Annotated in this window: 22 protein-coding genes; 10 read left to right on the top strand and 12 right to left on the bottom strand. The window is 58.1% G+C overall.

From position 1 onward, the window contains the following. Positions 1-25: 25 nt before the first annotated feature. Positions 26-898 carry a hypothetical protein gene (locus QEH57_RS18555; protein WP_309008273.1) on the bottom strand — a complete coding sequence of 291 codons (873 nt, stop codon included), beginning with the start codon at positions 896-898 and terminating at the stop codon, positions 26-28. 306 nt (positions 899-1,204) lie between these two features. On the opposite strand from QEH57_RS18555, the gene QEH57_RS18550 reads away from it, so the two are divergent. The 9 genes from QEH57_RS18550 to QEH57_RS18510 all read left to right on the top strand — a co-directional run bounded on the left by QEH57_RS18550 (position 1,205) and on the right by QEH57_RS18510 (position 9,625). Then, positions 1,205-1,834 carry a hypothetical protein gene (locus QEH57_RS18550; protein ID WP_309008272.1) on the top strand — a complete coding sequence of 210 codons (630 nt, stop codon included), beginning with the start codon at positions 1,205-1,207 and terminating at the stop codon, positions 1,832-1,834. 16 nt (positions 1,835-1,850) lie between these two features. Beyond that, the gene (locus QEH57_RS18545) at positions 1,851-3,296 is read left to right on the top strand and encodes a methyl-accepting chemotaxis protein (RefSeq protein ID WP_309008271.1); all 1,446 of its coding nucleotides are present in this window, start codon (positions 1,851-1,853) and stop codon (positions 3,294-3,296) included. A 139-nt stretch (positions 3,297-3,435) separates the two neighbouring features. After that, positions 3,436-3,816 (top strand): cupin domain-containing protein, encoded by a 381-nt coding sequence (locus QEH57_RS18540; RefSeq protein ID WP_309008270.1) that lies wholly within the window; start codon positions 3,436-3,438, stop codon positions 3,814-3,816. A 9-nt stretch (positions 3,817-3,825) separates the two neighbouring features. Next, positions 3,826-4,185, top strand: a complete 360-nt coding sequence (locus QEH57_RS18535) for a rhodanese-like domain-containing protein (RefSeq protein ID WP_309008269.1) — start codon at positions 3,826-3,828, stop codon at positions 4,183-4,185. A gap of 108 nt (positions 4,186-4,293) precedes the next feature. Continuing rightward, positions 4,294-4,596, top strand: a complete 303-nt coding sequence (locus QEH57_RS18530) for a DUF3817 domain-containing protein (RefSeq protein ID WP_309008268.1) — start codon at positions 4,294-4,296, stop codon at positions 4,594-4,596. Positions 4,597-4,799: 203 nt separating this feature from the next. After that, positions 4,800-7,076 (top strand): formate C-acetyltransferase, encoded by a 2,277-nt coding sequence (pflB, locus tag QEH57_RS18525; protein WP_343224813.1) that lies wholly within the window; start codon positions 4,800-4,802, stop codon positions 7,074-7,076. 32 nt (positions 7,077-7,108) lie between these two features. Next, a complete protein-coding gene (gene pflA / locus QEH57_RS18520; RefSeq protein ID WP_309008266.1) occupies positions 7,109-7,885 on the top strand; it encodes a pyruvate formate-lyase-activating protein in 777 nt (258 codons plus the stop codon). 41 nt (positions 7,886-7,926) lie between these two features. Next, positions 7,927-9,177, top strand: a complete 1,251-nt coding sequence (locus tag QEH57_RS18515; RefSeq protein ID WP_309008265.1) for an OFA family MFS transporter — start codon at positions 7,927-7,929, stop codon at positions 9,175-9,177. 139 nt (positions 9,178-9,316) lie between these two features. Next, positions 9,317-9,625, top strand: coding sequence for a pyrimidine/purine nucleoside phosphorylase (locus tag QEH57_RS18510; RefSeq protein ID WP_309008264.1), 309 nt, complete (start codon positions 9,317-9,319; stop codon positions 9,623-9,625). A 19-nt stretch (positions 9,626-9,644) separates the two neighbouring features. On the opposite strand, the gene QEH57_RS18505 is transcribed toward QEH57_RS18510, so the two are convergent. The 9 genes from QEH57_RS18505 to QEH57_RS18465 form a co-directional block, all read right to left on the bottom strand. Continuing rightward, complete coding sequence (locus QEH57_RS18505; RefSeq protein ID WP_309008263.1) at positions 9,645-10,373, bottom strand: DUF2071 domain-containing protein; 729 nt, start codon at positions 10,371-10,373, stop codon at positions 9,645-9,647. Continuing rightward, entirely contained in the window at positions 10,370-10,789 is a 420-nt protein-coding gene (locus tag QEH57_RS18500) for a hypothetical protein (RefSeq protein WP_309008262.1), read from the bottom strand. Before QEH57_RS18500 ends, QEH57_RS18505 begins: the two co-directional genes overlap by 4 nt. 9 nt (positions 10,790-10,798) lie before the next feature. Continuing rightward, the gene (locus tag QEH57_RS18495) at positions 10,799-11,245 is read right to left on the bottom strand and encodes a plastocyanin/azurin family copper-binding protein (RefSeq protein WP_309008261.1); all 447 of its coding nucleotides are present in this window, start codon (positions 11,243-11,245) and stop codon (positions 10,799-10,801) included. A 205-nt stretch (positions 11,246-11,450) separates the two neighbouring features. Further along, complete coding sequence (locus tag QEH57_RS18490) at positions 11,451-12,338, bottom strand: mechanosensitive ion channel domain-containing protein (protein ID WP_309008260.1); 888 nt, start codon at positions 12,336-12,338, stop codon at positions 11,451-11,453. Positions 12,339-12,539: 201 nt separating this feature from the next. Further along, entirely contained in the window at positions 12,540-12,848 is a 309-nt protein-coding gene (locus tag QEH57_RS18485) for a hypothetical protein (protein WP_309008259.1), read from the bottom strand. A gap of 99 nt (positions 12,849-12,947) precedes the next feature. After that, the gene (locus QEH57_RS18480; protein ID WP_309008258.1) at positions 12,948-15,017 is read right to left on the bottom strand and encodes an endo-1,4-beta-xylanase; all 2,070 of its coding nucleotides are present in this window, start codon (positions 15,015-15,017) and stop codon (positions 12,948-12,950) included. Positions 15,018-15,170: 153 nt separating this feature from the next. Then, positions 15,171-15,557 (bottom strand): DUF2809 domain-containing protein, encoded by a 387-nt coding sequence (locus QEH57_RS18475; protein ID WP_309008257.1) that lies wholly within the window; start codon positions 15,555-15,557, stop codon positions 15,171-15,173. Positions 15,558-15,634: 77 nt separating this feature from the next. Beyond that, positions 15,635-16,321, bottom strand: a complete 687-nt coding sequence (locus QEH57_RS18470) for a hypothetical protein (protein WP_309008256.1) — start codon at positions 16,319-16,321, stop codon at positions 15,635-15,637. A gap of 278 nt (positions 16,322-16,599) precedes the next feature. Then, on the bottom strand, positions 16,600-17,265 hold the full coding sequence (locus tag QEH57_RS18465) for a hypothetical protein (RefSeq protein ID WP_309008255.1): 666 nt from the start codon (positions 17,263-17,265) through the stop codon (positions 16,600-16,602). Between the two features lie 266 nt (positions 17,266-17,531). Between QEH57_RS18465 and QEH57_RS18460 the strand changes: the two genes are divergently transcribed. Continuing rightward, positions 17,532-18,719 carry an MFS transporter gene (locus QEH57_RS18460; protein WP_309008254.1) on the top strand — a complete coding sequence of 396 codons (1,188 nt, stop codon included), beginning with the start codon at positions 17,532-17,534 and terminating at the stop codon, positions 18,717-18,719. A 7-nt stretch (positions 18,720-18,726) separates the two neighbouring features. Here the strand turns inward: QEH57_RS18460 and QEH57_RS18455 are convergent, their stop codons facing one another. Together QEH57_RS18455 and QEH57_RS18450 are read right to left on the bottom strand one after the other, a co-directional pair. Continuing rightward, positions 18,727-19,224, bottom strand: a complete 498-nt coding sequence (locus QEH57_RS18455; protein ID WP_309008253.1) for an FKBP-type peptidyl-prolyl cis-trans isomerase — start codon at positions 19,222-19,224, stop codon at positions 18,727-18,729. 99 nt (positions 19,225-19,323) lie between these two features. Continuing rightward, entirely contained in the window at positions 19,324-20,733 is a 1,410-nt protein-coding gene (locus QEH57_RS18450) for a nitronate monooxygenase (protein ID WP_309008252.1), read from the bottom strand. Positions 20,734-20,872 lie beyond the last annotated feature (139 nt).

Below are 20,872 nucleotides of genomic sequence, written 5' to 3'. Positions count from 1 at the left end.
GCTCGGTTCGGAAGCTGAGGTATCCTTATTGTGGATACTTGGCGTTGATCTCGTCGAGCAAGGTTTGCTTGGATTCGTCGAGGCTGGGGTGGTCTAGCTGGGCGATGAGCTTGCGGGCGGCGGTGTGGTGGCCGAGCTCGAAGCGGACGCGGGCGGTGTAGAGTCGCACGACTTGTTGTTCGTATTCGGAGCCGGCGGCCTTGTAGAGCTCTTGCCAGACGCCGAGGGCCGTTTCCCAATTCGGGTTTTCGATGTCGAAGAAGGCTTGGGCGTAGCGCATTTTGTAGGAGATGTCCTTGGGGGCGCGACGGGTGGCGGAGCGGAAATGCTTGATGATTTGGTCGTCGATTTCTTCGGGGGCGAAGAGTCCGTCGGCGAGGTAGTACTTGCGGTAGGCGACGAGCAGGTTGCCGAGTTGCAGGTGGTAGAGCGGCTCTTCGGGGGCGAGATCGCGGGCGAGCATGTAGAAGCCGTAGGCCTCGGTGTACTTGCCTTCTTCGGCCATGTAGTTGCCCAGCTGGTTTTTAACCACGGGCTGCATGGGGTCGAGTTGATCGGACTTGAGGAACATGGCGTTGGACTCGTCGCGGTTTCCGGTGCGGTTGAGCATGAGCCCGAAGGAGGTGTAGGCGGGGGCGTAGTTGGGGGAGTCGGCGATGAGGCGCTCGTAGCCGTCGATGATGGACTGGAGTTCGCGGCGCACTTGGTCGACGTCTTCTTCGGCGACGGCTGACTCGTAGCGGGCGTAGGCTTCCTGCTCGCGTTCGTTGAGCTGCTTGAGGAGGTAGACGGCGAGGTTGGTGCTCTCGACGGGGTCCTTGTCCTTCTTCTTGGCTGAAAGGGTGTGGGGGAGCAGCGTCAGGAAGGCGCAGGCGATGAGGGTGGCTGTCTTTTTCACGTGATGATTAGACCTTAGCGGGAGGGATTGTTGCGCGTCGAACAGATTGTTTTCCGGTGGGGATTTCCAGGTCCTTTGGGGACTGGTTGCACCCTTTGAACCAATGGTGAACAAAGAGACATCATGCAGCGATCGCGGGAACGCTTTTTGAACTACTTCGATAGGGGAGGTCAATCTAGGGGAATCCTGTCGGGTTTCTGTTTAGGGTAGAGAAATCTGAGTAATGTTGGGGCATGGAAGTCGCAATATTGCTGAACAGGTTATGGATTCAGGGGAGGCTGGGGTTGCCGATGTATATAGGAGTAGATGACAGAAATGCTCCCCAAGGATATGGCCTGTGAAGGCTCCGCTAGGTTGGGCTCCTCGAAAATGCGTCGCAAGGCGTTGTTGATGGGGGGCTTTTCTCTTTGGGCGGCATCTATTTCGATCCCGCTGGGGCTTTTTTCGGCGGCCCATCAGGCGGTTTTACCGGTTGCTCAACAGTCCTTGCGGGCGGCTTCCGCGGTTGGGGACGATTGGTCGCTGGTGCATGTGGTGGCGGAGGACTGCGCCTGTTCCCGCAGCGTCATGGACTACTTGGTGGAGCGTGGCGTGTCGTCGGACTATTCCGAGGAAGTAATTTTGGTAGGGGGTGGCGAGACTTTCGCCAGCCGTTTGGAAGCGGCGGGATTTTCGGTGTCCGAAGTGGAGGCGGAGCAGCTTTGCTCGGTTTCCGGGGCGGAAGGAGTGCCGTTCTTCCAAGTGGCGCGGGGCGCAGAGGAACCGTCCTACAGCGGGGCGTATTTCGCATCCGCGTTTCGTGGCGGCAACGGATTTCTAGATTTGAGCACGGCGGACCGTCTTGCGGCGGGCGGCTTGGTTTTGAGTCGGCCGGTCTATGGCTGTCCGACTTCCGAGAGACTGAAATCTATTTTGGACCCGTTCGGACTGAAGTAGAGATAACCCATTTTTAATGATGACCAAAGAGACTGAAATTGAAGCCAAGTTTGATGATCGAGTTCATAAGCTCGCGGTAGGCGCCTTGGTGGCCCACTTGCCGGTGATGCTAGGCATGGGGCTCTACTTTGAAACGGGCGTCGTGCTGGCGGGGCTTTTGACGGTGGCGATTTGCGCGGGACCGGTCGCTCTTTTATGGGCGAGCCCACGTTCCTTGTTGGTGCCGATTTCGATTGGCATCGCCTCCACCTCGCTTTCGGCCCTGCTGATCCATCTGAGCCGGGGAATGATCGAGATGCATTTCCATGTATTCGTGTCCTTGGCGGTCTTGATCGGTCTGGGCTCGCGCTCTGCGATCATCGCGGCGGCGACGACGACGGCGCTGCATCATATCGCCTTCTTTTTTATCCTGCCGGAAAGCGTCTTCAACTACGACGCCGGGTTTGGCGTGGTCGTTCTGCACGCGGTTTTCGTGGTGCTGATTGGGGTGCCTTCCGTGTTCATATCTGGGCGGTATCGCAGTTTCGTAGGAGCGCAGGGCATTATTTCCGAGTACCTCAGCGAGATCGCGACTTCGGTGGAGAGCCAGACGGGGCAGTTGAGCCGGTCTGCGCGGGAGTTGGCCTCGGGCGCTAGCCGCCAAGCCGCTTCGATCGAGGAGACGAGCGCTTCGCTCGAGCAGCTCGCAGCCTCGACTCGGGGCAACGCTCACAACGCGAAGGAAGCGAACGAGCATGCCTCGCGAGCTCGAAGCATATCCGAACAAGGTGCGGCCGAGGTGGAAACTTTGACGAATGCGATGGACGACATCCGCCACTCCAGCGGTAGCATCGCTACCATTTTGAAGACCATCGACGAGATCGCCTTCCAGACGAACATCTTGGCTCTCAACGCGGCGGTCGAAGCCGCTCGGGCTGGCGAAGCGGGTACGGGTTTCGCAGTGGTGGCGGACGAGGTTCGGAATCTTGCCCAGCGAAGCGCCAAGGCGGCGCAAGAGACGGCGAAGCAGGTGCAGGACGCGGTTGCCAGCAGCGAGCGTGGAAGCGAGATCAGCCAGTCGGTGGCGGAGCGTCTCAAGGATATTTTCAAGCGAACCTGCGAGGTGGACCGCTTGGTGGCCGATATTGTGGAATCTTCTTCGGAGCAGAGCAGCGGTATCGAGCAGATTTCGCAGGCGATGGGGGAGATCGACAAGGTAACCCAGCTGGCAGCCTCCAATGCCGAGAGGACGGAAGCGGATTCCGGCGAGCTGAATGTTCTCTCCAATCGCCTGATGGGAGCGCTCGATCAGGTTGAGCGTCGTCTGGGAAAGGGAGGTTCTGCGGCTGTCGCGAAAGCGGATACGTCCCATGTAGTTAAAAATCGGGTACGGACCGCGCCTATGGAAAGCGCTGGGCTGGACTTCGCGAAGCGCGGTAAAACCGTTCCGGCGACCGACGACGACGCGGTTCTTTGGCGGTAAGGGAAAGGCGGAACTGCGAGGGGGACGCTTTCGCGGTCTTTGCATGCTGTGATCCGTTTCGCGCGTATTGAGCGTTGTGTGGGACGCCGAGTCGCTGCAGGCTCGGGCTCTCTCAGCTATCAAGTCCTTGTTGCGAACCATGAATCCGAAAAACCAAGTTATTGTTAAGAGTTCCGAATCTTTCGCTCTCGAGCCGGTGGGCGCGGGAGAGGGAACGAGCCGTTCGGTGCTGATCGGGCCCGGCGACGCGCCTCATTTCGCTTTGCGAAAGTTTGTAATGAAGCCGGGCGGCGGCATGCCGCGTCACACCAACACCGTCGAGCACGAGCAGTACGTGCTAAAGGGCGGCGCCGCAGTAGGCATCGGCGATGAGGTCTACCAGGTGAAGGAAGGCGACGTGGTCTTCATCCCTCAAGGAGTGCCGCACTGGTACAAGGCGGATGCGGAAACCGGTTTCGAGTTTCTCTGCATGGTCCCGAACAAGGAAGACCGCATCGAGATCTTGGACGAAGGTTGCTAGGGGCGTTCGATGAACGACTACCTGTGGATCGTTTTCGTGGTGGTGGTGGCGGCGCTTCTGTTGTTGAGGCGTCGCGGTCAAATCTCGATCGAAGAAGCGCGAACCTATTTGGACAAGGGAGCGGTGCTTCTCGACGTGCGCAGCTCGCAGGAGTTTGCCTCCGGCTCCCTCGAGGGGGCGGTAAACGTTCCGCTCAATGGAGTGGCGCGCGGGGTGAGCGAACGGTATCCGGACAAGGATACGGTGCTGCTTTGCCACTGCGCCAGCGGGGCGCGGTCCGCTGCGGCGGTGAGCCAACTGAGGGCGGCGGGCTACGTGAACGCGCGAAACTTGGGCGGCTTTGGGCGAGCGGAAAAGGCGCTTCGCTAGCTGTCCGAAGGAGGGCTGGCCGTTCCCGCGCGATGGTAGAAGGAGCCGTATGGAGCTAGAGAGTCGAGTGTGCTTGCCAAGCGGCGCCGCTCCGGTTTTGTGGGGGCCATGAACAACGAGTCCGTCCTGCAATGGTTCTGTCGGGTCGCCTTCTGGGAAGGCGTTTCCACCGTTATTTTGTTCGGTATCGCGATGCCCTTGAAGTACTTCGCGGACATGCCCGGAGCGGTGACCTACGTGGGCTGGATCCATGGGCTGCTTTTCATGCTCTACTTGCTCTTCCTGGCCCTGGCCACGCTCAAGCTCGGCTGGAGGCTTAAGCGAGTGGCTCTCTTCTTCGTGGCCTCTCTCGTTCCCCTGGCCCCGTTCTTCGTCGAACGCTCGCTCCGCAAGGAAGCCGTGGCCCGCTAGTTCCGCCGCCGGGCGGGCCGTATTATTCGAAAACGCGCTGCAAGTGATAAGAAATCGTAATTAAACACCTAAAGGTAAGTTTATCGTCGATTAGGCTGAATGTTTCTGAAACTGTCTCCGTATAAATTGAGTTAATGCAGTAAACAACGTACGCTCTGCGCTTAGGGCGTCGTTTTGCTATCAGGAGACAAGTTGCAGTGCCTATCATCGAAAAACAGGAACCCGAAACCGAAAACGCGGACGCATCCGGCTCACATCCTTGGAGGGGATTTCAGCCGGGCGACTGGCAAGCGGACATTGACGTTCGCGGCTTCATCCAGGCCAACTACAAGCCCTACACGGAGGATTACTCTTTCCTGTCCGGGCCGACCGCTCGCACGGAGAAGCTTTGGGAGGACTTGAAGGTATTGCTCGAAGCGGAGCGCCAAGCGGGCGGAGTGCTCGATGCGGACGACAAGGTAGTCGGTACGGTTGCGTCGCACGGAGCTGGATACATCAACAAGGAGCTTGAGCAGGTCGTTGGCGTACAGACCGATAAGCCTTTGAAGCGGGCCTTGCTTCCCTACGGCGGCTACCGTATCGCCCAGAAGGCTCTGCAGGCCCATGGCCGCGAGATGGATCCCGGTACGTTGGAGATTTTCCAAAAGCATCGCAAGACGCACAACGATGGGGTGTTTGCTTGCTACACTGATGAAATCCGCAAGGCGCGGAGCGCGGGCATCGTCACCGGCCTTCCCGACGGCTATGGCCGAGGACGGATCATCGGCGACTATCGCCGGGTGGCGCTCTACGGCGTAGACCGTTTGATCGCGGACAAGGTTTCCGTATTCAAATCTTCTGACAGCGAAGACTTCAACGAGGACTGGGTACGGGAGCGCGAGGAGATCCAGAATCAGATTCAGGCCCTGAAGGATCTCAAGACCATGGCGTCTGCCTACGGCTTCGACATTTCCAAGCCGGCGCAAAACGCTCGGGAAGCGGTCCAGTGGACGTACTTCGCCTACCTCGGCGCGGTGAAGGACCAGAATGGGGCGGCCATGTCCTTCGGGCGTACGGCGAGCTTCTTCGACATCTATTTCGAACGCGATTTCGCGGAAGGCACGCTCAACGAAGAGGAGGCTCAGGAGATCATCGACCACTTGGTCATGAAGATGCGGATCGTGCGTTTCATCCGCACTACGGACTACGATGCCCTGTTTTCGGGCGACCCGACGTGGGTGACCGAAAGCATCGGCGGCATGGGCGAGGACGGTCGTCCGCTGGTTACCAAGAGCAGCTTCCGCGTGCTGCAAACGCTCTACAATCTCGGTCCGGCGCCAGAGCCGAACCTCACTGTACTTTGGTCGGAAAGCTTGCCGCAAGGCTTTAAGGACTACTGCTCCAAGGTTTCAATCGAGACTAGCTCCATCCAATACGAGAACGACGACCTGATGCGTCCGTATTGGGGAGACGACTACGGCATTGCCTGCTGTGTTTCCGCGATGCGGATCGGCAAGCAGATGCAGTTTTTCGGAGCTCGGGCAAACCTAGCGAAGGCCATCCTCTATTCGATCAACGGTGGCGTTGACGAAAAGAGCGGCAAGCAAGTAGCTCCCGCCAGCGAACCCTTCACGGGCGAGTACCTCGAGTACGACGACCTGGTGGAGCGTTTCGACAAGATGATGGACTGGCTCGCCAAGACTTACGTCAAGGCTCTCAACATCATCCACTACATGCACGACAAGTATTCTCCGGAAAACATTATGATGGCGCTGCACGATCGCGTCGTTTTCCGGACCATGGCTTGCGGCATCGCGGGACTCTCCGTGGCGGCCGACTCCTTTTCCGCAGTGAAGCATGCGAAGGTGAAGGTGATCCGCAACGAAGCTGGCATCGCGGTCGACTACGAGGTCATCGGCGACTATCCTAAGTACGGCAACAACGACGACGCGGTTGACTCCATCGCCAACCAGCTCGTCGAAACCTTCATGGACAAGGTCCGGGCCCAGCCGACCTACCGGAACTCCGTTCCCACTCAATCGGTGCTGACCATCACCTCCAACGTGGTGTACGGCCAAAAGACTGGCAACACGCCGGACGGCCGCAAGGCAGGCGAGCCCTTCGCGCCGGGAGCGAATCCCATGCATGGGCGCGACACCAAGGGGGCGGTCGCTTCCATGGCCTCGGTTGCCAAGCTCCCGTACGAGCATTCGCAGGACGGCATTTCCTATACCTTCTCCATCGTGCCGAAGGCGCTTGGGAAGACGGAAGCGGATCGCGTGGCGAACCTCGGTAACTTGCTCGACGGCTACTTCGCGGAGCAGGGCCACCACATCAACGTGAACGTTTTCGAAAAGGAAACGCTGCTCGATGCGATGGACCATCCAGAGAAGTATCCGCAGCTGACGATCCGGGTTTCTGGATACGCGGTGAACTTCATTAAACTCACTCGCGAGCAGCAGCTCGACGTGATTAATCGGACGTTCCACGAACTCCTATGAGCTGTCCTATCGGACGTGAGGAGGACAGTCCTATGTCAACCGTACTCGCAGATCCAGAGGTACAGCTATCCACCGAGGAGATACTTCAAACGCAGGGGCATATCCACTCCGTGGAGACATGTGGAACGGTGGACGGGCCGGGGTTGCGCTATGTGCTCTTTTTGCACGGTTGTCCACTTCGCTGCCAGTACTGCCATAATCCAGATGCCCAGGGAAAGCCTGCGGGCAAGGTGTCGACTGCAGGGGAGGCCTTGGCGGATATCGTCAAGTACAAGAACTTCATTAAACGTGGCGGACTTACCATCAGCGGCGGCGAGCCGCTGATGCAAGCCGACTTCGTTCACGCGATCTTTCGGGGAGCTAAGGAGCAGGGGCTGCATACTGCGCTCGATACTTCAGGCTTTCTTGGATACAAGGCGACAGACGCTTTGCTCGAGCACGTTGATCTCGTCTTGCTCGATATCAAGAGCTATGACCCAGTGACCTACAAGACAGTGACAGCCGTGGATCTGAGTCCGACGCTTGCGTTCGCAGAGCGCCTTGATTCGCTCGGTATTGAGGTTTGGATACGATTCGTGCTGGTACCGGGCCTCAATGACGCGGAAGACAATATCGACGGGCTGGCCCGTTTCGTTTCCGGTTTAGGGAATGTCGCCAAAGTGGAGATCCTCCCATTCCACAAGATGGGCGAGAGCAAGTACGCGCAACTGGGCATGCCGTATAAGCTAGCGGATACGAAGGAACCGACCGCTGACGAGGTCGAACGAGCTCGTTCGATTTTCGCCCGCCATGGAGTGACCGCGATCTAGGTAATCGACGTGACAGGAGAATTTGAGCCACCTCTTTGAAGATGAAAAAAGTTAAGAATCGTTGGTTGATCGCGGCGTCGGGCGTTGGTGTGCACGTTTCGATCGGAGCGATCTACGCGTACAGCGTATTCAAGAAACCTTTGCTAGTAGAACTCGGTTGGGAGACGTCCCAGACGGCCTGGGCCTTCAGTATCGCAATTCTGTTTTTAGGTCTGTCTGCAGCTTTTCTAGGTCCCGCGGTAGAGCGCATGGGACCGCGGAAAAGCGGGATGCTTTCGGCCGTTTTCTACGGAGCGGGGCTGGCTGTGGCAGGTCTAGGCGTTTCGACCGGTGAGATTCTTGTATTCTATCTTGGATACGGAGCTATCGCCGGAATAGGTCTCGGTATGGGCTACATCTGTCCGGTTGCGACTTTGGTTCGCTGGTTTCCGGATCGGCGGGGCTTGGCGACGGGCCTGGCCGTTATGGGCTTTGGTTTCGGCGCTTTGCTAGCGAGTAGCCTGATTCAGCTACTTTTGGTAGCGGTAGGCGTCGCCAGCTCTTTCTATGTTTTGGCCATTTGCTATTTCGTGATCATGATGGCCGCGGCCCAGTACTTGGAGAATCCTCCGGAGGGTTGGGTGCCGAAAGGCATGCGCGACGGGCAATCGGCGGGCGGATCGAAGCGAACCGAAGATCTGGCGGAACTCGACTCTTTGGAGGCGTTGGGAACCCTGCGTTTCTATTATCTGTGGGTTATGCTGTTCATCAACATCACCTGTGGAATCGCGGTCATCTCGGTGGCTTCTCCCATGTCGCAGGAAATCGCGGGGCTGACTCCAGCTGCTGCGGCCGCGATGGTAGGATTGATGGGGCTTTTCAATGGATTGGGTCGCATCGCTTGGGCCTCGCTTTCGGACGTCATCGGCCGGCCGCTGACTTACACGGCATTCTTTTGTATCCAGTTGGTGGCGTTTTTCGCGCTGCCGAAGACGACGAATTTCCTGGCTTTCCAGGCATTGGTTTTCCTGATCGTAAGTTGCTACGGGGGCGGCTTTTCTTCGACTCCCGCCTTTATTGGCGACGTCTTTGGTACGAAAAAACTTTCGGCAATCTACGGCAACATCCTTACCGCGTGGGCCGCGGCCGGACTGGTGGGGCCGTTGATCGCGGCTCGGGTTCGCGAGAGCACGGGCAGCTACGAGCAGACGCTGCAGATTTTCGCCGGCTTCTTCGTCTTCGCCTTGATCTGTTCGGTGTTGATGCAGTTCAACATCCGCAAGGTCCGGGCCCTGAAGTTGAGTCAGGCATAAGAATGAGGTAGAATTGTTTTCTTGTTCACCCCACCCGTTATGGGCGGCTCGTTATAGGCGCGAGCCGCCTTTTCGTTTGTCGGGCGGATGTTGCGCGTTCTTCCTTGCCAAAGGCGGGACGATGCGTGATGCAGGCCGGATGCAATTTGAAAACGTAACTGCAATTGCCGAAGCAAACATCTATTTCGACGGAAAGGTCGTCTCCCACACAATCGTGACCGCTGAGGGCGCCAAGAAAACCTTGGGCGTCATCTTGGGCGGCAAGTTCCACTTCGACACGGTGGCCGCTGAGCGCATGGATATTCCCAGCGGCTCCTGCGTGGTGACCTTGGACGGAGAATCGGAATCGAAGACTTACGAGGCAGGTTCCTACTTCGAAGTCGGCGCGAACTCTGGATTCACCATCGAGGTGGCGGATACCTGCCAATACGTTTGCAGCTACCTCTAGTAGTTGGAAAGAGAATACATTAGCCGATCCGTTGCGGTATCCAAGCTACCACGGAAAGGCTTTTGCTGAAGAGAATGCTCGAGTGCTGTTCCCCGATCGGGAAGGCGTCGAGCATTCGGTTTTTATGGATCTCGCATGCGGCCCTTTGAAGGGGCCACTTGGGGTGTTGGACGTCCGCCCGGTAGAGATGGCCGGCTCCGCTTTGGGCGTAGAAGCAGTAGCGTTCAGTGGCCCAGTGCTCGAAGCTGCCTGGACTGGCTGTTCCGGTATCGAGAGGATGGTAGGTCGCGGAGAAAGCCCGGTCGTTGCGGGTAGAGCGGTAGCGTGTCTGGCCGTTCGCGTTTTGCACGTCCATGTCTGCGAGAAAGTAGGGGAGGTGGAAGAAGGCGCGGGCGATCCAGACGGGTAGGCGATGCGGGACGTCTAGACTGAAGAACCAGACTCCCGGCTTCCCGTCCTTTATGACGTAGGTGCGGACGTTTATTTCCGGAAAGTCGCAGAAGGATCGTGGCTTGGGGAAGCCTCTGGGGGCGACGCCTTTCATGGAGAAGGGGACGACGGCTAGCCAAGCTCGTCCGTCATAGGTGTCGATTTCGAGATTGGCGGGGATGGTGGGGCGGAGGGCGGTGACGTCGATTTCCCAATGCAAGAAGAGGAGGTCGTGCCATATCTGTTGGAGAAGCCAGGGGCGCTTGGGGAGGGGCCAGGGGCGGTGGCCGGTCTGCGAGAAAGCGGGGTGAGGGCTCATGCTTGATAGTGGCGGACGAGGCTTTGAGCGAAGAGAAGGGTCCAAAGGGTTGTACGTATCCAGTTGCTAAGGACGAGTTTTCGTATCGTATTTTGCTGATTTCCTTGGCGTTCCAAGTGCCGATGTAGGGGGACGGAAACGAGGAAGGTCACGAGCCAAGTGGCTGCCGCCCCGCAGGCGTGGAGTCCGTTTTGAAAACTGCTTTGGCTCGCTAGGAGACTGAGGCTAAGCCCCAATTGGGCAATCATCAGAGGGGCGACGATGTAGCCCATGCGTTGGGTGTAGCCTCTGTGCCAGCTCTTGAAGGAGGCGGCTTCGATGTGTACGAAACTTGGATACACTACCGTCTGCACTATCCATATGAGACTGAACAGGGCGGCATCTACTGCAAGAGCGGTTGTTTGGAGCGAGTCCAAGTGGGTGGGCTATTTCACGACGAGGACGCCCTTCATGAGTGCCCAGTGCCCCGGGAATGAGCAGATATAGGGATAGGAGCCCGGTTCGGCCAGGGTGATTCGGATCGAATCCTTTTCTCCAGGGCCGAGCACTTTTGTGTGGGCGACGACTTGTGATGCGAGTTCGGGTTGGGTCGGAATGTATTCGTTGGCGGCAGCGGCAACCGCTGCGTTGCCGAAGGCTGCGAGGTCGGTGCCCGGCTTGAGGAGGACGAAGTTGTGTCCCATGGCGGCCTTGGGCAGTTTTCCGAGGTTAGTGAAGATGATGGTCGTTTCTTGCCCGGCGTCGGTATGCAGTTCAGCGAGATTGAACTTCATGCTGTCGTCTGCGGTGATGTCGAGTTCCTTGGCTGTTGCCATGACTGTTGCAGCGAGTAGGGCGATCGTGGCGAGTAGTTTTGTCGGGGTGATTTTCATGGTGTCTAATGGTTGTGTGTTCCCTCGAGAGGACGGGTGGCTTCGCTTTTTTGTTTCTTTTGAAAGGGAGGTATTAGTTGGCGCGAACCTAGCCATTAGTTCGAAGGATCGTCCCTGCTCCATTTCTAGGGGGCAAAAGAAACGCGGACGGGGCGATGGCCCGCGTCCGCGTCGTTGCGAAAGTTTGCTGCGCTTGGAGCTTCGCCTACTTTTGCTGGAAGAGGTGAACGTCGCGTTGCGGGAAGGGGATGGTGATGTCTTCTTCGTCGAAGCGGATCTTGATCTGCTCGTTGAATTGGAAGAAGAGGTCCCAGTAGTCTTCGACCTTTACCCAGGGGCGGAAGGCGAAGTTCACGGAGCTGTCGGCCATTTCGGCTACGCCAACGAAGGGCTTGGGCTCGGCCAGCACGCGCGGTTCGGCTGCGATGATTTCCTCGAGCACCTTCTTAACCTTGCGGATGTCGTCGCCGTAGCTGACGCCGGGCACGATATCCAGTCTGCGGATACCCTTTGTGGTATAGTTTTCGATGACTCCGCTGGTGGCGACCGAGTTGGGAATGATTTGGGTGCGGTGGTCGAGGGTGACCACGGTGGTGGTGAAGATGCCGATGTCTTCGACTACGCCTTCGGCTCCGCTGGCAACGACGTAGTCGCCCACGCGGTAGGGCTTGAAGATGATGATGAGCACGCCGGCGGCGAAGTTGGAGAGGGAGCCTTGCAGGGCGAGACCGACGGCGAGGCCGGCGGCGCCGATGATGGCCACGAGGGAGGTGGTCTGGATGCCGATACGGCTGAGGGCTGCGATGATGACGAAGGTCATCAGGAGGGCGTGGGTCAGTCCGGTGGCGAAGCCGACCAAGGAGGGGTCGATGTTTCGCCGCTCCATGACGCCGCGGAGTCCCTTGGTGGCTAGGTTCGCTATGAAGCGACCCACCACGAAGATGACGATAGCGGCGAGGATGCTGAGTCCGTAGAGGGAAACGGTTTCGGTGATCTTTTCTCCGATTGCGTTGAGGTCGACGCCGAGGAATTCGGAGGTCGTGTCAGCGACTTCGGATGCGACGCTGGTAGTTTCTGGGTCTTCTGCTGCCATTTATTGGGTTGTTTGCTTAGTTGGAAGGAAAGGTGGAATTACCTGATGCCGAAAGTGTTGCGATTTGCAACCTGCGCGCAATGCGGATTCGCGGAAAATCGGTGAACAAATGGTGACGGGTCTCGTCGGGACGCGAAAAAGCCCCGTCGCGCTTCGACGCGGAACGGGGCTGGGAAAGGGATCGGTTATATGAAGGGGCCGCTATAGTCCCTTGAACCACTCTTGGAAGTATTCGCCGACGAATGGCACTTGTTTGCGGGAGCCTTCGATGGCGCTGATCAGTCCGATGACCCAAAGGATAAAGGCGGCGATCATGCCGATAGGCCAGATGAGCAAGCCGAGCAGAGGGATCGCGGCCAGGATGCTGGCGGCTACGCTTAGCAGGATGATCCCGAGCATCTGTCGCAGGTGGAAGGAGGTTTGCTCGTCCTTCGGGTTGTTGGTGACGAGGGCGATGACCCAGCCAATAATTGTGAGGTAGGCTACGATGCCGCGAGTCTTAGGATCCATGATTGTTTATGGGTTGGATTAGCAGTGGTTCAGGATTCGGCCCTATGAAAAGGATTTCTGCGGGCTGCTCAACTCTGAATTGCGGCGGGTTAGGGTACTTCAATTCGCTGTCAATCGGTAGAAAACCGCTCCGTGGTCCTTTATCGGCATGCTGTAGCGCACCTCGCTGGGCATTTCCTTGATCTTCGCGACGGGGGTCCAGCGTTGCAGGTCGGTGGACGTTTCGAGGTAGTAGCTTCCGGAGCTAGTGTCTGGAAATGCAACTACAGGTTCGCCTGCGGGGCCGTCGATGCGGAGATCGGGAGCAGGCGGTGACGGAGAAAGGTGGAGGGAGGCGGTATTGGGGCCTCCCGGCTTGAGGGGAAGGGGAAACTGATGGACTGAGTCTCCTAGTTGAACGGTGACGAGGTAGTCGCCGTAGAACCCGCGCGCGGCGAATGTGCCCTTGGCATCGGTTTTTCCCGCGAAGTCGTTCCACCAGGTTTCTTGGGTCATTTCTCTCCAGGCGACCGCATTGGGTTTCTCGCGCCAGTCAGCGGTATACATGGCTGCGGAGGGGCGCCAGTGGGCGTTTTCCCAGAAACCCCAAGCTTGCACGCCAACGGTAGCGGGGTGGCTGAACATGATGGTGAGGAAGTCGCGCGTATAGTCCGCCTGCATGTCTTCGTCTTCGGTGCTGACGTCGAATTCGGTGACGCGAATGTTGAGTTTCGGGAAGGCGTGGTGGAAGCGCTCGAGAATGCTGTAAACCAGTTCGATGCCGGTGGGCGAGGAACTGAAGTGGCCTTGCATGCCGATGCCAGTGATGGGGGCGTCGTTGGAAACCAAATACGAGATGGTATCTTCGAAGTGCTGTTGGTGGGCGAAGTCACGTCCGCCGCCCGAGAGGATGCTGTAGTCGTTGATGTAAAGGCCCTGTTGCGGGAGGTGGGCGCGGGCGCGGTGGAACCAGTCTAGCATGACTTGGTTGCCGAAGGCGTCCATCAGGTAGTGGTTGTCGTAGGGTTCGTTGAGCACGTCCCATTCGTCGATCACCGGTTCGCTGCGGCTGGCGACATCGTCGATGTGGTCGAGCACGATTTGTTTGGCGGCGGGGTCGGCATTGGCGGGATCGCCTTCGGGCAGGTAGCTTTGGATGAGGTTGGGCAAGTTGCGCTTGGATGGCCAGACCATGACGTGGCCGCGGGTATAGATGTTGCGATCTTGCAGCCATTGCATGGCGTCGAGGGTTTGTTGGGCGTTGAAGCTGCTTCCCCATTCGCCAGCCCACGGTCCCCATTTGAAGTCGTTCTCCGGTCCGCTTTGGTTGAAGAGGTCGAGGAATTTCTCGCGGTAGATAACGTCGTCTGGGTCATCGCTGAAAAGTCGATGAGCTACGATGACCGAACCGAAATGGTAGGCGTGGCGAACGAAGGAGACGTTTACCTCGGCGTCGGGAAGAGGGGCTCCGTTTGTATCCAAAACGTGGATCTTGAAGTCACCTTTCCGATACTTCTCGATACGGGCTGCCGCTGCGGAGCGCCAGCTCGCGTCGGGGTCGCGCCCGGCGTAGGTGGGGCGAGTGACCGGAAGGTCGGCGACTGCCAGTGTCTTTTTGTAGTTGAGAAACTCGATGCCGCCGATTTCCCACGTCTGGGTTTTCGAGCCGGCGCCGGCTCCGATTTGCAAGCTTAGCGATCCAGTGGGATGGTCCTCCGTTATCTCGAAGGGAAACAGGTACTCGACCCATTGCGAGCCAGCGGTGATTTCGCGCTGCAGGTACTTGGTGTAGCTGGGGCCGGGGCCTTGGGCGAAGATCGTGGCGAAGCCGACTCCGGATTCGTCCTTGGACTCGATGGAGCGAAAGAAGGCGCGGACGAAAAGTACGTCGCCCTGGGAAACGCTGCTGGTGCTGCCGACTTGCAGGGCTCCGTTCCAGTACTGGCCGGCCGGGTTGGTAACCGTTACCCGCAAGGCTTGCTCGAAGTCGGGATGGTCGGCTGAGACGATTTCAGCGCTAGCGACTGGGCTGTCGTTGTAGCTGCCTGGCCAGAAGTTGCTGGCGAGGGGATTGCTCGGAATAATGCTGACGCCTCCCTCAGGCGCGGCGGTTTTGGTCCATGCCGGGCTGCCTAGAGCGACACTGAGGGCGAGCAGCAAGAAGGACCTGAAGATGGGGGTGGCATTCATGGTATTCGGTATCTCGGGGTGGTATTAGGATACCAGACCTAGACACCTCCGCAAATGTTGGAAGCCGAATCGGGCGGTTCTTGTGTGTGAGCAAAATAATGGGGTGGCGGCGGGGCCGGCATCCGTCCCTGTATCCAATTTAAGGATGCTGGATTACTTCGGAGCGAGACGGTGAACGCAGATAAGTCCGAGGACGCAGCCGATCGCGTAGGCGAGCAAGTCGTAGGGATCGAATCCGGAACCCAACGCTAGGCGACCGGCGAGGGTTTGGCGAAAGCTGTCGATCCAGGGGGCGTGGTAGAGCTGGCTGAATTCCACGCAGGCCGCGGTGGTAGCCGCTAGGAAAAAGTGTAGGCGATAGGGACGATGCGGCAGCAGGATTGCCCAGAGGAAATAGACCAAGGTTGCCCAGAGGGCGTCGCCCGGGTAGTTGCCAGCGATGGGGAAGCGACGCGAAAGCAGTCCGATCGCAATCGTGAGCGCGGCTAGGAGAACGAGGCGGGCGCGTGGGAGCGGTTTCGTTGAGGAGTCGGGATTCACTCCTGCGAAGCATTCAGAAATCGTTTGCTCCGGCAAGCGCTTGTTGGATCAGGCGAGTCCAAAAATTGGATACGAATTTAGAAAACCGTGGGGTCGGGATTGGCGAGGATGCGGAGGAACTCGGTGGAGAGGTCGGGCTGTATGTGGTTGGTGTTAAGCTGCAGCGTGGGGGGCTTGGGGGCGCGGGCGCGGTGGAGGCAAGCGTGGAAGGGCTCCCTGGAAAGGTCCTCGAAAGCGATCGCGTAGCCGAGGTGGCGAAGTTCGAGCAGGCAGTAGGGCCCCAGGTGGAAGTCTGGCTTTTCCTCTTCGTAAAAGGTCGTCCCGTCTTCGTAAGCGTAGGCGAAGTAGTAGTGTTCGGATTCGGGGAGGATTTGAAAGCTGTGGTGTCGCTGGCCGGTGATAGGGTGCACGACGGTGAATACTCGCTCCTTGATCAGGTGTTGGGTGAGGTGGTCGAGCTCGAAGCGCAGGCCGGTCGGTGTTTCCCAATAGGGAAGGATTTCGCCGTAGCGGTGGCTGAGGTAGCGAAGGAGGGAATCCGAGTAGCCGTGCTGGACGGCGGAGTCGATAGCGGCTTGGAGAGGAATCTCGAAGTGAGCCTGCCCGCTGAACTTGAGGATCGTGCCCGATTTGTGGATACTGAGCGGACTCCTTTGGTGGTGTTCCGCGTGGAGCTTGTTTTGCAGGATCCGCAACCTCGCCTGCTCCCCAACCAATGCGAGGCTGAACAGAAAGGATCCCCATAAGATCGCCTTGAAGTACATATAGTACTACATATGTAGGAATAGGAGTTTCGCAACTGGATATCCGCTTTTTTTGGCTTATCACCCTTTTGCGGGGAGACGCTCTCGAGTGTAGGGCTGGCGCTCGCGCCACGCCGCAATGCAGGATAACAGTGCAGGGATCTGCGGCACGTCGCAAGCAGCCTTCGCACTTTGAGCTTCGTCTCCCACGGCGGCGGCCCTACAGGTAAACGGCAATCCCTCTTCTTTTGGTAATGATTTTTTTGGGGGGGAGGGAGGTTCAAGCACTAGGCTAGTGATTAGCGAAGTCTTAGGCGTCGGGTTGCGAGGGTGAGAGAAAGAAGGCAAGCGCCTAGCAATCCTATTGTTGAAACTGAATCTGAGACATGTACGGCAGCGATGCTAAGGTGCACCTGTCCGATTTCGCTACCTTCATCGAATACGTTACCTCTGAGTCTGGCTCTTGTTAGAAAGTCATGGTGCTCGAGGTGGGGACCATCGTCTAGGGGAGAGTTTAAAGTGATCTGCCCCTGTTCGTTTACGAGATTTGCGATCGAACTGGTATTGAGATCGAGGTTGAAAAGGAAGGAAAGCGGGGGGCCTGGATTACCTAAGTTTTCGTGACAAAACTCGTCTCGATGTTGGACTGTACCCGAAATTTCAAGACGATCTTTTTTGACGAAACCTTCAGCGGCCTCTATCACCAATGAGCCTTGCCAGTATTGGTTCCAGGCAATGTTTTTCTCGCTGTAAGTGTAGTTCCCGTATGGTCCGCGAAGATTGTTGATAGAGAGGGTGAGGCTGCAAGGATCATCATTTGTTTCGATGATGGGTGTGGGCGCTGTGTCGCCGAATAAGTCTTTTAGTTCTGCCGCGACTGCGATGATGGTGCGGAGTTCGATTGTCACTGCCTGTGAGATACTTGGATACAGGAAGATCAGGAAGGTTATGATAGCTTTTTTCATGGCCGGAGTAGGGGGTAGGATGTTACGAATTCCAGCATCTTAGGAACTCGTTAAAGGGGGAAATGATTGTCCTCCTTGTTTATGGGAAATGGGAGCGAATCGTATCAGATTTCGTCGTCATAAGTCTATAGGTTGGCACCTTCGAGTTGTATGAGGAAACAGATGAGGTGAACCTAGTTAAGGGTATTGTGATCTTGCGTTGGGCTTTGCGGAGGTGGGGTAAAGATCCTCGCAGTCGGGTGGCGCTTTGGATTGTTTGGGGAGGAATGAATTTCAGCGCCTTCAAGTCTTTGCCTGGAAACGTCTGGATCCTGGCTGCCAGCCAATCGTTGGCTTTGAGCATGGTGCCGATGATGATCTTGGTGAGCGGCTTGTTGGCGGCTAAGGTGGCGGAGGACGAATCCTTGGTGACCTTGCCGGTGGCCTTGATGGTGGTGGGAACGGCTTCGGCTACGGTGCCGGTTGCGTTCGTCATGAAGCGATTGGGGAGGAAGCGGGGTGGATACGTCGGTTTCGGCTTCGGCTTGTTGGCCTGCGGGTTGGGGTTTTTGGCGGCGCGGGAAGTGTCGTTCGCCCTGTTGCTGGGCTCTTCTTATTGCATGGGAGTCGCCTCGGCCTTCGGTCAACAGATTCGTTTCGCCGCTTTGGAGAGCGTACCCGATCCAGCCAATTACGGTCCGGCTTTGTCGGCGTTTATGACAGGGGGCTTGGTCGCGGCCTACTTGGGTCCGGAGGTGGGGGCCCGGGGGCGGGACTGGCTGGAGTCGCCTTACGGCTTTGCAGGTTCCTTCGCCTTGCTGGGAGGAGTGCTGCTGATGGCTATTGCGGTATTTTCCTTTTACAAGGAGCCCGTAAGGCGACTGGAGAGAACGGAGGTCGCGGATCGTCCTTTGGCTGGAATCGTAAAGTCGCCGGCGTTCCTGATCGCGGCGGGAACGGCGGCTCTCAGTTATGCGGTGATGAGCTTTATCATGACGGCAACGCCCATCACCATGCATGAGCTTTGCGGTTTCAGCTTGGACGATACCAAGCGAGTGATCCAGTGGCATATCGTCGCGATGTATTTGCCGAGCTTGTTCGCCGGTTGGTTGATGAAGCGGTTTGGTCCGGGGAAGCTGATGCTTGCTGGTTCCTTGGCTTACGGGATTGTATTGATCGTAGCCTTACAGGGTGAGGCTTTTGCCCATTTCTGGGGCGCCTTGGTGTTGCTGGGGGTAGGTTGGAATTTTCTCTTCGCCAGCGGTACGGCTCTGCTGCCGCGGGCATACCGGGGGAACGAACGCTACAAGGCTCAAGCAGCCAACGATTTCGCGGTCTTTGGCTGCCAGGCGGTTGTTGCTTTGTCGGCTGGCTGGTTTCTCTTTCGGTTCGGGTGGTCGGTGTTGCTGCTGAGTTGTCTGCCGTTGGTCGTAGTCGCTGGGATTGTATCTGTTGTGCAAATACGTAGGCGTTGAAGGCAGCTTAGCGATTCACGATTTCGAAGAGCTCGATCTCGAAAATGAGGACTGAGTACGGTGGAATATCTCCTTGCTGACTCCCTCCGTAGCCAAGCTTGCTGGGCAGGTAGAATCGATACTTGTCGCCGACGTTCATCAGTCTGATTGCCTCGCGGCATCCCGATACCAGTTTGCTGATAGGGATTTCGACTGGCTTAGGGCGGTGGAGGGTACTTTCGAATACGGTCCCGTCGGTGAGCTTTCCTTCTAAGTGTACTATGACGGTGTCGCGTCTTTTTGGATACTCGGTTCCGGTGCCCTTTTGCAGCGCTTCGTATTGCAGTCCTGATTTGGTGGTGACGACTCCAGGCCTGTTTGCGTTGGATTCGAGGAATGCCTTCTCGAGGGCGCGCTTGCTTGCGGGACGGGCGTGCAGGCTGTAGGTGGAGGCGAAAAGGAGGGTGAAGACGAGAAGCGGGTGAAAGAAGCTTTGCAAGCGACGGAGCATGGTCGATGAGACCATGCCGAGGCGGCGAATGGCCAGTCCTTAATTGTTCCGGGCTCCTCCGGCTTCCGCGAGCTGGCGACTCGGGAAGCGTTGCCGTTGTATCGGGAGGCTGCGCTAGACGCCGAGTTCATCGAGCACATCGTTGGCATCGTAGTCAGATCTGCCTTTGAGAAATCTCGGCAGGTCGCGCAGGGTGCCGGAAGTCACGAGCGGGTACTCGATGCCGCCGCTTTTCATGGCGTGGGGAAATCCGGCTGTCGCCAAAAGTCCATTACAGAGGCAGCGGCGCCCGACGCAGTCTTCGGCGCTTCCGCCTTTGCGCACGTAGTCGGCTTCAGGCTCGGCAGCGCAGCGCCAGCCGATGCTGCCGTCCGCTTTTTGGTAGGCGGTGCGCAGGTATCCGTGATTGCAAGGTTGGCGTTCGCGGTCGGCGGCGTCACGCCCGCCCTCGGTGCCGTTGAGGTTGAGGGTCTTGAAAGGGTAGCCGGTGGGGGAGCCGCGGCCTTCGGTGCGAGTGGCGACGTCTTCGGCGAGAGCGTAGGCGATAGCCCGGCGGCGCAGGGTGGGCTCCATGCCAGAGTCGGAGCAGAAGGCGAATGCGGTACCGACTTGGATGCCGGCAGCCCCGAGGGCTTGCGCTTCGGCGAGGGAGGTGGGGGAGTCCATGCCGCCTGCCAGCCAGAAGGGAAGTCCGAGGGACTGGATGCGGGCGAGATCGATTTCGTCCTTGGGGCCGTAGATGGGGTCCTCGCCGCTTTCGACCTTCCAGCCGCGGGGTCCTGCGTTGTGTCCGCCGGCGATGGGGCCTTCCACGACGAAGCCGTCGACGCCGCCGGAGCGGGCCAGTGACATGGCGAGGACATGGGAGCTTACGATCGCGAGGAATTGGGGGCGGGGGAGGGGCGCGAGTTCAGCCTGGACGATTCGAGGGTCGAAAGGGATTTCTACGTCCGCTCCGTTCTCAACGTTGAGGCGCAAGGAGCAGGCTTCGTGTTGGCAGAGTCGATCGAGCAGGCCGGGGATTTCGCGTGGGATTCCGGCTCCCATGAGCACGGTATCCACGCCGGCAAGCAGGGCCCCGTACAGGATGGGGAGAGTGGGGGCTTGGATTTTCTCGAGCAAGTTGATGCCGATGGGGCCGGTGGCTTTGCGCTTGGCCAGCCAGACCTCGCAGAAGGAGGCGAAAGTGGCCAGCTCGAGAAGGGCCTTGGGAGGGTTGACGCTGAAGAGGGGGACCGGCTGGTAGGTGCCGGGGCGGTCGAGGCCGTTCGGCTTGAACCAGCGCTGGAGCACGCGGGTGGCGAGGCCTTGGTCGGGAAACGTTTCCGCGGCTTTTCGGATGGAGCCGCCTTGGTCGCCTTCCTGCAGGCGGCAGGCGACGACGCGATCGATAGCGGTGCCGGAAACGACTCCCAATTGACCGCGGCTGGCGACTGCTCGGGCGAGTTTCCAGCTTGAAATAGCGATGCCCATGCCGCCTTGGATGAGCTGCGGCAGCGTGGTGGGGGACAGATCTGTAACCATGGGTCCACTCTGAACCGGGCGGCTTGCTAATACAGTGAATAAAATACAAAATGGTAAGTATTAGAGGAGGCAATAGGCTTTAGCAGTTCCTAAGGAGGGAGCCGGGACTTCTACGGGTCATTTTTGGAACAGTGGTCAG

This window comes from Pelagicoccus sp. SDUM812005 (assembly GCF_031127875.1).
Classification (GTDB): domain Bacteria; phylum Verrucomicrobiota; class Verrucomicrobiia; order Opitutales; family Opitutaceae; genus Pelagicoccus.
Note: the sequence above shows the minus strand (reverse complement) of the source record. Positions and strands in the feature narration are given on the sequence as shown.